Origin of the sequence: Spirosoma sp. 209, assembly GCF_002006735.1 — a bacterium.
Classification (GTDB): Bacteria; Bacteroidota; Bacteroidia; order Cytophagales; family Spirosomataceae; genus Spirosoma; species Spirosoma sordidisoli.
The window spans coordinates 133,009-146,365 of the sequence record NZ_MVEC01000015.1 but is presented as its reverse complement, the minus strand read 5'-3'; the positions used below and the strand labels follow the sequence as shown (position 1 = coordinate 146,365).

General features: G+C 58.1%; 10 protein-coding genes. 7 read left to right on the top strand and 3 right to left on the bottom strand.

Features of this window, described 5'->3' with window-relative positions; genetic code table 11:
- Positions 1-55: 55 nt before the first annotated feature.
- The gene (locus B1C80_RS21490; RefSeq protein WP_139361707.1) at positions 56-391 is read right to left on the bottom strand and encodes a hypothetical protein; all 336 of its coding nucleotides are present in this window, start codon (positions 389-391) and stop codon (positions 56-58) included.
- Between the two features lie 105 nt (positions 392-496).
- On the opposite strand from B1C80_RS21490, the gene arfB reads away from it, so the two are divergent.
- The 3 genes from arfB to B1C80_RS21475 all read left to right on the top strand — a co-directional run bounded on the left by arfB (position 497) and on the right by B1C80_RS21475 (position 2,001).
- Positions 497-898 (top strand): alternative ribosome rescue aminoacyl-tRNA hydrolase ArfB, encoded by a 402-nt coding sequence (gene arfB / locus B1C80_RS21485; RefSeq protein WP_077923271.1) that lies wholly within the window; start codon positions 497-499, stop codon positions 896-898.
- A gap of 92 nt (positions 899-990) precedes the next feature.
- Positions 991-1,581 (top strand): RNA polymerase sigma factor, encoded by a 591-nt coding sequence (locus tag B1C80_RS21480; protein ID WP_077923270.1) that lies wholly within the window; start codon positions 991-993, stop codon positions 1,579-1,581.
- Between the two features lie 9 nt (positions 1,582-1,590).
- Positions 1,591-2,001: a hypothetical protein gene (locus B1C80_RS21475; protein ID WP_077923269.1), complete on the top strand. Its 411-nt coding sequence runs from the start codon at positions 1,591-1,593 to the stop codon at positions 1,999-2,001.
- A gap of 73 nt (positions 2,002-2,074) precedes the next feature.
- Here the strand turns inward: B1C80_RS21475 and B1C80_RS21470 are convergent, their stop codons facing one another.
- Positions 2,075-3,277 (bottom strand): acyl-CoA dehydrogenase family protein, encoded by a 1,203-nt coding sequence (locus B1C80_RS21470; protein WP_077923268.1) that lies wholly within the window; start codon positions 3,275-3,277, stop codon positions 2,075-2,077.
- A gap of 224 nt (positions 3,278-3,501) precedes the next feature.
- On the opposite strand from B1C80_RS21470, the gene B1C80_RS21465 reads away from it, so the two are divergent.
- The 4 genes from B1C80_RS21465 (at position 3,502) to B1C80_RS21450 (ending at position 8,596) form a co-directional block, all read left to right on the top strand.
- On the top strand, positions 3,502-4,182 hold the full coding sequence (locus tag B1C80_RS21465) for a porin family protein (protein ID WP_077923267.1): 681 nt from the start codon (positions 3,502-3,504) through the stop codon (positions 4,180-4,182).
- A gap of 36 nt (positions 4,183-4,218) precedes the next feature.
- Positions 4,219-4,917 carry a porin family protein gene (locus B1C80_RS21460; RefSeq protein WP_077923266.1) on the top strand — a complete coding sequence of 233 codons (699 nt, stop codon included), beginning with the start codon at positions 4,219-4,221 and terminating at the stop codon, positions 4,915-4,917.
- 212 nt (positions 4,918-5,129) lie between these two features.
- A complete protein-coding gene (locus tag B1C80_RS21455) occupies positions 5,130-8,144 on the top strand; it encodes a glycoside hydrolase family 3 N-terminal domain-containing protein (RefSeq protein ID WP_077923265.1) in 3,015 nt (1,004 codons plus the stop codon).
- Positions 8,141-8,596 carry a DinB family protein gene (locus B1C80_RS21450; protein WP_077923264.1) on the top strand — a complete coding sequence of 152 codons (456 nt, stop codon included), beginning with the start codon at positions 8,141-8,143 and terminating at the stop codon, positions 8,594-8,596. The genes B1C80_RS21455 and B1C80_RS21450 overlap by 4 nt, the downstream gene beginning before the upstream one ends.
- A 29-nt stretch (positions 8,597-8,625) precedes the next feature.
- Here B1C80_RS21450 and B1C80_RS21445 read toward each other — a convergent pair whose 3' ends face one another.
- Entirely contained in the window at positions 8,626-12,852 is a 4,227-nt protein-coding gene (locus B1C80_RS21445) for a hybrid sensor histidine kinase/response regulator transcription factor (RefSeq protein WP_077923263.1), read from the bottom strand.
- Positions 12,853-13,357 lie beyond the last annotated feature (505 nt).

Genomic DNA, 13,357 nt, shown 5'->3' with positions numbered 1-13,357 from the left:
TTTTGGCCTGACCCGGTGCCCGACAGGAGTTGTCGGTAGCCGGAAAACCAGCGGCTTACGCCTGCTGCAGGTCGGTAGCAAAGGAGCGGAGCGAGTCGGCCAGCTGCCTGAGCGCATCCGCGTAGGGGCTGGCGGCCGAGCGCGACAGGTGCTCGGTCTGTTGAGCCACCCGGGTCAGCAGGTCCCGAATCCGGGACGCGTCGGGCGTAATGTTGTGCAGCTCGTCGTAGAGCGCGGTAAGTGTTTCGGCGGCCGCGTCGGCGCCCTCCGTGTGTTTAAGAACCGAAATCCAGTCTTTAATCAGATCGGCGCCGGTGGCGGGTGGCAGATCGCGCTGTTGCAGCGATTGGAGCGTCCCGTCAATCATAGCCGATGGATGTGCATGTGCCATACCGTTGAATCCATTAGTTTTGGATTAGGAAAACCCGCTGTCCCGGCGATTGTTCGGTGGGTTATGTACATTTCATACTAAACCTACCTACTGAGTCTATTAATCATGGATGCAACCCGCCTACAGCCCGAATTACGCTATCAGTTTGCCCGGAGCGGAGGAGCGGGCGGACAGAACGTAAACAAAGTGGCTACCAAAGCCGAGCTGCGGTTCAACGTTCGTACGTCGGCGCTGCTGACGGACGAGGAGCGGGCTGTACTGAGTGCCAAACTGGCTGGCAAATTAACGGCTGAGGGCGAGCTGGTGCTGACCCACCAAACCGAACGGACGCAGCTGGCCAACCGGGAAAAAGTAACGAAAAAGTTTTACCGGCTGATCGAAAAGGCCTTCGAAGAGCCCAAACCCCGCCGAAAAACGAAGCCGTCGAAGGCTGCTGTTGCCGAGCGAATGGCGGAGAAAAAGCACAAGGGCGACCTGAAAGCCAACCGCAGGCCGGTCGACTACTAGACCGGCCGTCGGCTCCGGCACAAAGAATACGTCGTGTTTGTTATGCAATTCCGTCCCTGGCTGCATCATACGGTCAGGTAGCCGGGTCGCTCATGTTTCTAAAACGTTTTCGCAAAGCCAAATCCCAGACGGATCAGTACGATACCCCGGCTGGCTACATCGCGGCTTACCGGGCCACGGGCGATCTGGCTATTCTGGGCGAGCTCTATGAGCGGCATATGGACCTGGTCTACGCCGTCTGCTACAACTACCTGCGCGACGAGGAAGAGGCCAAAGATGCGGTGATGCATCTGTTCGAGCAGCTGATTACCGATCTGCTCCGGCATGATGTGCAGCAGTTTGTACCCTGGCTCCATACGGTGGCGCGCAACTACTGCCTGATGCAGCTGCGCCGGAGTCAGGCGCACCCCAAAACGACCCTGGCCGGCCAGGACGATGCGGATGCGGATGAACCCAGCCTGTCCGATTTTCCGGATGCCAGCCCGGAGCTGGAAGAAGACCTGACCCGCATGGAGTCCTGTCTGAAAACCCTGCCCATGGAGCAGCAGACCTGTCTGACATTATTCTACCTCGAACAGAAGAGTTACGTTGAGGTAGCCGAGCAAACGGGTTTCGATCTGAAACAGGTCAAGAGTTATTTGCAAAATGGTCGGCGAATGTTGAAAATTTGTATGAGTAAGTAAGCAATCAGCATGAACGATCAACTGACTTTCGATGAGTTACGGGCCTACCAGGCCGGACGCCTGAGTGGGTCGGCCCGCCATCGTGTGGAGCGATTACTACTCGAAGATCCGTTCTACGCCGACGCGCTGGCGGGGCTGGAGGCCATGCAGCAAACGGCCACCACCACCACGGCCGAGCAACTCACCGACCTGCGCGATGCGCTCCACGAACGTATCCACGCATCGGCCAACAAAAAACGGCTCTGGCCGCTCTGGATCGCTACGACCACCGCTGCCATTCTATTCATGCTGGCGATGGCTATCTATTTTATCTTCTTCCTGGCCCCCAGACGGCAGACGACCCCGCCGAAGCCTGCTCCTGTCGAGACGCATCTCCCGGCCCGCCCGCTACCGCCGGTTATGGTCTTACCGTTAGCCTGAACGGGTTGGTCACCGTGGTCCGTGTCCCCACGGACCACGGTGACCAACCCACGGACGTTCCTCCCGAATGGGATTATTTCGATTGGTAGACAGGTTTGTAGGCGACGGCGTCGATGACGATTTTGGCGATGATTTCGCGCATGATTTCTGACGAGCCGCCGGCAATGGTGCCCACCCGGACGTCGCGGTAGGCGCGGGCGATGGGGTAATCTTCCATGTAGCCGTAGCCGCCAAAAAACTGCAGGCAGGTGTCGACCACGCGCTTCTGGAGTTCGGACGTGGCCAGCTTCGCCATCGAACACTCTTTGACGATTACGTCGCCCTGGGTGAAGAGCCAGCAAGTGTGGTAGACGAACTGGCGGGCCATCTCGATCTCGGTGGCTATGTTGGCAATCTGGTGGCGAATAGCCTGAAAGGTCCCGATTTTCTTTCCAAAGGCTTCGCGCTCGTTGAGGTACTGAAGCGTCCAGTCGAGGGCGAGCTGGGCCCCCGATACGGCCAGTATCGCAGCTACCAGCCGTTCGAGCTGCAGGCTTTCCATGAGGTAATAAAAGCCCCGGTTCTCCTGCCCGATCAGGTTAGCAACCGGCACCCGCACATCGTCGAAGCGAATCTCGGCGGTGTCGGACGAGTGCCAGCCGATCTTGTTGAGTTTGGTACGGGTAATACCGGGGCTGTCTAGATCAACGACGAGCAGACTGATGGGATGGGTTCCGGCACCGGTCCCTTCTGCCGGGCTGCCGGTTTTAACGACCAGCGTGACAAAATCGCCGTAGGTGCCGTTGCTGATGAACGTTTTCGTGCCGTTGACGATATAGGCATCACCTGCATCGGTACGTATGGCCGTAGTTCGGATGGCCGATACGTCTGAGCCTGCGTCGGGTTCGGTAATGGCCAGGGCGGCCACTTTCTCACCGGCGATGGCGGGCTGCAGGTAGCGCTGTTTGAGGTCGGTACTGCCCACCCTGGCAATGTGGTTGATGGCCATATACTCATGAACGCTGACGGCGGTAGCAAAGCCGCCCATACCGCAACGGGCCAGCTCTTCCAGAAAAACAACGGAGTACCAGAAGTCAGCGTTTACTCCGCCATATTCTTCGGGAAAGGGCAGGCCGAGGTATCCCAGCTGGCCCATTCGCTGGAAAATCGACAGCGGTATCCGGCGGGCCGTTTCCCAGGCGTCGGTATGCGGAACAACCTCGTTGTCAATAAACTGTCTGACGCTTTGCCGAAACAGCTCGTGTTCGTCGCGGAAGTATAGGGAGGGTCGGTCCATAATCTGAGCACCGGACGGCCACGCTTGGCATCACGACTGATGGGTCGATACGCCCAGCCGGGGCCGCCTGGATTGGAGAAACGTAAATCAGTCCAATATTTCCTCAAAATTAACTTAAACCCCGCCCGTTCGCTAGTCAGCCATTCAGTAAGATGATCCCATGTTTTGCAAAACAATTCCAGCAGTGGGGCGTTAAGCGGTGAACTCATCATTTTTTTAAATCTATGTTTCGTTTACATTCGCTACGTGCAATTGTCCTCTCTGCTTTGTTCGCTACTACCTGTTTGTCAGCAGCTTCGGCTCAACAACGGTTTAGTGCTGGTCCGCGGGTAGGCTTGAATTTGTCTAAATTTGGCAAGGATGTCGTTGACAACCAGTTTCACCCCGGATTCACGGCGGGCGCGTTTTTGATGTACAGCTCGCTGAACCACTTCGGGATTTCGGTCGATGCCTTGTACAGCCAGCGGGGCGCTGCCTTCCGCAACCCGGATGGCTCGTCGCTCAATTACAACCAGCGGGTCAACTACCTCGAAATTCCGGTGGCCCTGCGCTACTTCCTGACGCTGAACGGCAACTTCCGGCCCAACGTTTTCTTCGGTCCGTCGCTGGCTTTCAAGCTGAATGCGAAGAACAATCTGGTGCCGGCGCCCAACAACGACAACTCGGCTGCGTTCAACTCGGCTGATCTGGGTCTGCTGGCTGGTTTTCAGCTCAACTGGCCGGGCTTCGGTGAGCGCCAGCGGTTTCTGGTCGACGCGCGTTACACCTACGGGCTGACCGACGTAACGGCCCAGCCGATTCCGGGGGGCATCAACGGACAGAATATCAACAACTCTATGATTACCCTTACGCTGGGGTACGGATTTGGCGTAGGACCGGAATACCGCAGCCGGTATCGCCGTTAGGCTTAACTTGGGGCGTTTTACCAAACTTATTCAGGTATGTCTGTTCGGCTCATGGTCCGTCAATCCGTTCTGGCAACGGTTGGTTTTTTTATAGCAATGTCGGCGCTGATGGCGCAGCAGCGGTTCAGCGCTGGTCCGCGGGTGGGGGTAAACTACTCGACCTTTGCGGGCGACGCAGCGGGTTTTTCGTTCCGGCCGGGGCTGGTAGCCGGCGGTTTTCTGATGTACAGCTCGCTGAATCATTTCGGGATTTCGGTCGATGCCCTGTACAGTCAGAAAGGTGGTAATTACTCGGCAACGATCAATCTGCCAGTGGTTGGCCCCACCACCACGACGTATAAACAACGGGTCAACTACCTCGAAATTCCGGTGGCCCTGCGCTACTTCCTGACGCTGAACGGGAACTTCCGGCCCAACATTTATTTCGGTCCGGCGCTGGGGTTCAAACTCAACGCGGAGCAGACCAGTGAAACGGTGCAGAACGCAGCCTTCCCGGCGGTCGATAACAGCGATCAGTTCCGGTCGGTCGATCTGGGCGGGTTAGCGGGTTTTCAGCTCAACTTTCCGGGCTTTGGCGCCCGCCAGCGCTTTCTGATCGATGCGCGTTACACCTACGGGCTCAGCGATATTACGATCGACAATAACGCCCGTATCAACAATTCGGCGTTTACGCTCACGCTCGGCTACGGGTTCGGCGTAGGGCCCGAGTACCGGAGTCGATACCAGCGCAAATAAGGCTCAGGTTCAGACTAACGGGTAAGAAAAAGCAGGACAGGGCCTGTTGGTGGGTAGTCACTTCATCCGAAGAAACTACCTACTGGCAGGCCCTGTTGCCGTATAAGCACTGGGAGAATTGGCTAAACCCGCCCGGACGGGCGCAGATTGAGGGCCGCCGTGTGGGTAACGTTTCGTAATTTTGGGGCTTCACCTGCCACCAGCCCTATTCCATGACCAAGCGCCGGTCCATTCTTTCTATTCTGTTCAGCGTTATTCTGTTCACGACTGCCTCTGCGCAGGCTCCCACTCCCGTTTTTCAACAACTCACCGAGCGTCAGAACCGCTGGGTCGATTCGGTCTTTGCGTCGCTGACGCCCGACGAGCGGATTGCTCAGCTCATTATGGTGGCGGGCTACTCGAACCGGGGCCGGGCCAGCTACGACGATTCGCTGGTCACCCTCGTCCGGACCAACAAGCTGGGGGGCGTCGTTTTCTTTCAGGGCGGACCCGTTCGCCAGGCCAAACTAACCAACCGGCTGCAGGCCCTCTCAACGGTACCGTTGCTGATTGCGATGGACGCCGAGTGGGGGCTGGCCATGCGGCTCGACAGCACCGTTCGCTACCCGTATCAGATGACGCTGGGCGCCATGCAGGGTACCGCTACCGACTCGCTCATCTATCGGATGGGGGCCAACCTGGCCCGGCAGTCGCGTAGGCTGGGCGTACACGTCAACTTCGCGCCCTCGGTCGACGTCAATAATAATCCGAACAACCCAGTTATCAACTTCCGCTCCTTTGGTGAAGATAAATACGCCGTGACGCGCAAGGCTCTGGCCTACGTGCGAGGTATGCAGGATAACCGGCTGCTGACCAGCATCAAACACTTCCCGGGCCATGGCGACACCGGTACCGACTCCCACTACGACCTGCCGCTGATCAACAAAAGCCGCGCCCAGCTCGACTCGCTCGAACTGTATCCGTTCCGGCAGCTGATCAACGCCGGAGCCGCCGGCGTGATGGTGGCTCACCTAAGTATACCGGCGCTCGACACCACCCGCAACCGGCCCTCTACGCTGTCGCCTGCTATCGTGACCGACCTGCTCAAGAACGAAATGGGGTTCCAGGGGCTGGTCTTTTCCGACGCCATGAATATGAAAGGCGTGACCAAATTTTTTCCGTCGGGGCAGGCTGACCGCTACGGCATCGAAGCCGGTATGGACGTGCTGGAGTTTACCGAAGATGTGCCAGCGGCTCTGCTGCAGATCAAACAGGCCGTTGCCGAAGGGCGTATCTCGCAGGAGTCGCTGGACGAGCGCTGCCGGAAGGTGCTGCGGGCCAAAGCCTGGGTCGGGCTGGATCAGTACAAACCTATTGTGCTCGACAACCTGGTGCGCGACATCAACCCCGTACAGGACGAACTGCTCAACCGGCAGATGACCGAAGCCAGCCTGACGGTGCTGAAGAACGACCGGAATCTGTTACCGCTGCAGCGGCTCGACACGCTCCGGATCGCATCGGTCGCCGTCGAAAGCGAAAAAATCACCGCGTTTCAGCAGATGGCGGCCAACTATACGCAGGTCGACCATTTCAACATCACCTCCAAAACCCCCGACTCTACGCTGGCCCGCATGCGCGACTCGCTCCGGAACTATAACCTGCTGCTAGTCGACGTGCACCTGAACAACATCCGGCCGGGTACCAATTACGGTCTGCAGGCCAAAACGGCCGCGCTGGTCAGTGAGCTGGTGGCTACGGGCAAGGCCGTCGTTACGGTATTTGGCAATGTGTACGCCCTGAACAAACTGACGTTCCCGGCCGATACGGTGCAGATGAGCCGCAACATCGAGCAGGCGCGGGCCATCGTGATGCCGTATCAGCTGACCAGCTATGCCGAAGACCTGTCGGCTCAGCTGATTTTCGGGGCCATCGGTGCGTCGGGTAAACTACCCGTAACCGTCAACCAGCGATTCCGGGTAGGCGACGGCATTGCGGTACGGCCCATCGGCCGGATGAAATACACCATTCCCGAAGAAGTCGGCATCGACAGCCGGTTCCTGACCCGTCAGGTCGATTCGCTCGTCAACGTGGGGCTGACCCAGCGGGCTTTTCCGGGTTGTGTGGTCCAGATGGCTAAAGATGGCAAAGTGATTTTCCGCAAAGCCTACGGGAGCCATACCTACGATGCCAGCCTGGGTGCCGAACCCAAACCGGTCGACCTGAACGACCTCTTCGACATGGCTTCGGTAACCAAAGTAAGTACGTCGACCCCCGCCCTGATGCGGATGGTCGACGAAGGCAAATTTAACGTAGACGGCAAGATGGCCGATTATCTGCCTTTCCTGAAAAAATCGAACAAGGCCAACCTCGTCTGGCGCGACGTGCTGACCCACCAGGCCCGGCTCAAAGCCTGGATCCCGTTCTGGCGCGATACCAAAAACGAAGACGGCAGCTGGAAACCCCGCACCTTCCGCAACGAGCGTTCGGCGCGGTACTCCATCGAAGTAACGGATAGCCTGTACCTGTTCAGAAACTACCCCAAAACCATTTACGAACAGATCAAAGAGTCGCCCCTCAACGAGAAGAAAGAGTACGTTTACTCCGATCTGTCGTTCATCCTCTATCCGCAGGTAATCAAACGGCTAACGGGCGAGAACTTCGAAGACTACCTGAAGTCGACTTTCTACAAGCCGCTGGGCGCCACCACGCTGACCTACAACCCGCGCCGGTTCTACAGCCTCAACCGCATTGTACCAACCGAGTATGATTCGCTCTTCCGGCAAACCCTGATCTGGGGTCGCGTGCACGATGAGGGCGCGGCTATGCTCAACGGCCTGTCGGGACACGCGGGCCTGTTCGGAACGGCCAACGACCTCATGAAGCTGGTGGAGATGTATCGCCAGCGGGGGCAGTATGCCGGACAGCGGTTCATTTCCGAGAAGACAATTGCCGAGTTCACCCGCTATCAGTTTCCGGAGCTGGGCAACCGGCGCGGGTTGGGCTTCGAAAAGCCGTCCTTCACGTTTACGGGTAACGCGCCCCGCTCCGCGACCAAAGATAGTTTTGGTCATTCGGGCTTTACGGGTACCTTCACCTGGATCGATCCGGACCCGACTTACAACCTGAGCTATGTGTTTCTGAGCAATCGGGTTTACCCGACTCGAAACAACAATCGAATTAGCACGTTGAATACACGAACGAATGTTGCCGAAGCATTTTATCAGGCAATCAAGCGCGGTATCCAATGAAAAACTTTCTGATCCACCTGCTGAATTACGAACTATGGGCTAATCAGCGCGTCATTCAGGCGCTCGAATCCCTCGATAAACCCCCGGCGCGGGCCGTAGCGGTGATGGGCCACATTCTGGCCGTACAACAGGTCTGGCTGGGCCGGGTCGAGCACGAAACCATTTTTGTGTCGATCTGGGAAGATACGCCCATCAGCTGGATGGAAGAAACCGCACAGCGACAGCATCGCAAGATCGTTAGCTATATATCGAGCCTGTCGGAGCCGGAACTGCTGCTCCCCGTCGACTATACCACCGCCGAAGGCGAATCGTATAAAAGCACCCTGGTCGATATTCTGACGCATATGTCGCACCACGCAGCCTACCACCGGGGGCAGGTCGTGCAGCTCATCCGTCCGCTGATGACCGAAGCTCCCGTTACCGATTTCATCGTCTGGTCGCACGAAGCCTGACCGGCGTAACCCAAGCGGCTGGCCCCTGGTCAGCCGCTTATTTCTTCCTGCACCGCTTTGTCGAGCCGGTGTTTCCTGAGGTAATCGGAAGGCGACAGGCCGTGTAGCTGCTGAAACGCTTTCCGGAAGTACTTGATATCTTCCAGCCCGACCAGTGCGCAGACCTCCGATACCCGTAGCTGCCCCGACGTAAGCAGCTGGGCCGCCCGTTTCATCCGTACGGCGTTGATAAACTCAACTGCCGACTGACCGGTAATACTTTTAATCCGGCGGTAAAAAACCGACCGGCTCATGGCCATTTCCTGAACCAGCCACTGTACGGAGAAGTCGGCGTCGGCGAGGTGGGTTTCGACCAGGTTCATGGCCGTTTCGAGAAATGCTTTGTCGGCATCCGGAATCAGCAGTTCGGTCGGTTCGAGCAGGAGTTGCTGCTGGTAATACTGCCGGAGCTTTAGCCGGTTCTGGACCAGCGTATTCACTTTGGCCAGCAGCAGGTCGGGGTTAAAGGGCTTGCCAACGTACTCGTCGGCACCGGTTTCGAGGCCTTCGAGCTCGTGAACAGCCGCTACCCGCGCCGTCAGCAGGAGAACCGGAATGTGCATGGTTCGGGGGTGCTGCTTAATTTTTTTGCAGAGTTCCAGCCCATCGCTGCGCGGCATCATGATATCGCTGATGATGACATCGGGCAGTATGTGCATAGCCTGCTCCCAGCCGTCGAGACCATCGACAGCGGTAGATACCTCAAAGTCGGAGTCGAACAGGTGGGCCAGGTACTGCCGTACTTCGTTGTTGTCTTCAACCACCAGCAGCCGCAGGGTACCGGCTGGCGCAACCGACTCCGAAACGACGCGACCGATGGCCTGGACGGGTTCGGCGGGAGCGTTCTCGGCGGGGGTAGCGGGTTCGGTCGCCAGGTCTGTATCGGGCAGGTGATCGGCCCCGAACGGTAAGCGTATCGTGAAGGTGGTGCCCTGGTTAGGCTGGCTGGTAATGGCTACGTCGCCCCCGTGTCGTTCAATAAACTGCCTGACCAGCGAGAGGCCAATGCCGGTACCCATCACCCGCATCGTGTCCGTATGGGAAGCCTGATAATACACATCGAAAACGCGGTGTAACTCCTCGGGCTTCATCCCGACTCCTTCGTCGCGAACGGTAATGGTCAGGTAGTTGGTCTGGAGCTGACCGTTGCTGAACCGGGCGGGTTCATCCGGTTGGCCGGCAACGCCTACCGCCAGCTCTACCCGCCGGCCGGCCGGGGTGTATTTCAGCGCATTGGACAGAACGTTGATGACGGCGACCTCCAGCTTGCTGCGGTCGAAATACAGATAGATCGGGGTGTCGGGCCGCTGAAAGCTGTAACGAATGTCCTGCTCGTCGGCTTTCAGCCGGAACATCAGGAACAGTTCGGTCAGAAACGGGATCACGTCTTCCCGGGCCGCCTGGAGCGGAATCTGCTGCGATTCCATCTTGCGGAAGTCGAGGAGCTGGTTGATCAGCGAGAGCAGCCGGCGGGTTTGCTGATGCATCAGGAGAACCTTATCCTTCATGCCGTTCAGTTTCCAGGCCGACGCGGCCAGCTCTTCCATCGGACCCAGAATGAGCGTCAGGGGGGTGCGCAGCTCGTGCGAAACGTTGGTGAAAAAGCGCAGTTTCAGCTCGCTGAGTTCTTTCTCCTTTTCGTACTGAAAATGCTCGAAAGCGACTTTGTTTTTCAGCGCCTGTTGTTGCAGGACAATGCGTCGGGCCAGTAGGAGCCCTCCGCCAATCAGGGTGGCATATAGCAGGTAAGCCCACCAGGTTTTCCACCAGGGCGGCAGTATGTTCAGTTGCAGACTGGCCGGCTGATCGGCCCATCGGCCCTCGCCATTGTCGGCTTTGACCAGAAATGTATAGCTACCGGGGGGCAGGTTGGCGTAGCTGGCGGTTCGCTGGCCGGGGGCCGGCCGAATCCAGTTGTCGTTATACCCGACGAGCCGGTATGCATAGTGATGTTTTTTGGGATTGGCGAAGTTGAGCCCCACAAACGAGATCGAAAAATCGTTTTCGCTGGCGTTGATCTGAATAGACTGGGGCTTGTCCAGTGGTTTCTGAATCAGCACCCGCCCGTTGATCGTTTCGCCTACCGTGACGGGTTTGTTGGCCAGCGCCAGACTGGTAATGCGAACAATGGGCGGATACGGATTGGCCCGGATGTAGCGGGGTTTGAGGTAGGTGATGCCGTTGATGCCGCCAAAATACAGGGTTTCGTCGCTGGCTTTGCAGGCGGCCCCTATCTTGAAGGAGTTGCTCTGAACCCCGTCGGCTACGTCGTAGCGCAACACCTGCCGGGTGTGCGGATTGATGCGGATCAGGCCTTCGCTGCCGAGCCACAAATGCCCCTGGTTATCTTCCAGGATGCTTTCTACATCGCTGTTGGGCAGCCAGCTGTTGCAGCGCCGGACCTGTTCGGTGCCGCTACGGGTTGGCAGGAGCTGGTGCAGTCCACCGCCAATGGTGCCTACCCAGAGTGTGCCCTGGCGGTCTTTGTGGAGCGGCCAGGCGTAGTTGACGCTGAGGCTGTTTGGGTTGCGGGCGTCGTGCTTAAACTGATGCAGCAGCTCGAACCCGGTCGGTAGCACCCGCAGCTTCAGCACACCCGCATCCCGGGTGCTGGCCCAGAGCACGCTGGTCGCGTGGTCGTAGAGCAGAAAAGTAAACCGGTCGGTGGGTAGGGTACTGTTGCGGGGCGTGTAGGTAGCCAGCACCCGCCCGTTCCGATCCATCCGGATCAGCCCGCCAATGAACGAGGCCATCCAGAGGGTGCCGTAGCGGTCTTCCCGAATACTTTCGAGGTGTTTGAAGGGGCCGCTGGCGTAGGGATAGGTCGTCAGCACATCGCGGCCGTTGCGTCGGCGGAGCGAGATCAGACCGTCGTAGCGGGTGCCAAACCAGCGCGTACTGTCCGACGCCTGAAAGATGCACGACACATCCATGCCGGTCACGTTGCCGGGTAGCTGGCGGCTGAAATAGTTGGTATAGGTTTTCTGGCTGAGGTCGTAGCTGGAGAAGCCGTTGCGGGTGGCAATCCAGAGCAGGTTGCGGGCGTCTTCGTGATAAACGGCGTTGATGTAGTTGTTGGGCAGGGTCGGCTGCTGGCTCGTCTGCCGGCGCAGGTGTCCGAAGGGTTTCTGCCGGAGGTCGATTTTGTTCAGCCCCCCGGCCGACGCAGCCAGCCACAGCACCTGAAACCGGTCTTCGAGTATGCAGTGAACGCGCCCGGAGTTGATGCTGTTCGGGTCGCTGTCGAGTGGCAGGTAGGTTGTCAGTTTGCCCGTAACGATGGGTTTCTGGCCGTCTGCCGTCCGGATCGGCAGCACCGACAGACCAAAGTCAGTACCAACCCAAAGCCGGTCGAACGAGTCGCGGTACAGATAATCGATACTCCGGAAGGTGGGGGGCAGTATATGCGCATCGGCCACCTGCCGGTTCTGTAATTGCCGGGCCGATACCCACATAATGCGGCTGCTGGTGCCGATCCAGAGGTCGCCCCGCCGGTCGAGCGATAGGGCCAGCAGCTGAGCATGGTCATACGAAGCTGCGCGTCGGGCCAGGGGCGCGACTTGGCCGGCGTCGGCCAGGAAAAGACCTTCATTGAAGGTGGCGATCCAGACATTACCCGCCCGGTCGATTACCAGATCCATAATTTCGCACTGGCGCGCCGGGCCGGTAGCCAGCTGAACCCGCTTCAGCGACTCCAGCTGCCCTGCCGCGTTGGTCCGGAGCAGAAACAGGCCGTGGTAGCGCGTGCCGACCCACACCCGGCCCTGCTGGTCGGTCGCCAGGGTCGATATATCGGCCTGGGTCATCGCCTGCAGCAGGGTCCGGTCGGCTGCGGCCAGTTGGGTACCCGTGAGCCGCACAAACCGGTCCTGGTTAGGATTGTACAGGTTTAGTCCACCGCCTTCGGTACCCGCCCAAAGGGTTCCCTGCGGACTGACGTGCAGGGTACGGACCCGGTTGTTGGATAACCCGTTGTCATTGTCGATGGGAAGCAGGTAAGGTTTCAGCTCGTAGCCGTCGTAGCGGTTGACGCCTTTGTTGGTGCCTACCCAGATGAAGCCGTCGCGATCCTGCACAACGGCCATGGCGTCGCTATGGGACAGGCCTTCGTTAACCGTCAGGTGCTCGAACCGGAACTGACTCGGGTCGGCCTGCGCCCGGAGGGTAGCTGGCAAGCCTATCACCAGGAGGAGGGAGAGGAGCAAAACGTGTTTCATGTCGTTGATCAGTAGCCCGGCCCATACTGACTACAACGTGAAAAATACATACTTTTTACAACATTATCACAACCGCCCCTTCGAAAGGCTTCTGTACCGATTCTGCGCGGATTCGGCCTGATCAAACCGTGTCTGGCCAGTTTGTCCCCTCTTTTTGGCCATTTATACCCCCTGTTATTGTGTTTTGCCAATATAAGTTTGCATCGTGTTTGACGGGCGAATCCAGCCGGGCATTGATAACGTCGGTCTGACTTCCGGTAGACGCCTGCTCGGCGATCAGTTCGCTCTTACTCCAGAAACAGTCGTCACGATCGGGAGCGGACCCGGCGGGAGCCTCACCATCAGCTGCGTTTCAGGGCCAATCAGGCATCATAAAATCATCTATCATTTGCATAACTATGGCTATTTCAGGAGCGCCCGTAATATGGTCAATTTGCACCATTCTGGTAATTAATTGAGCAGAAGCTATAGTGTTTTATCTGGTCAGGTTCCTGCATCCGGCCCA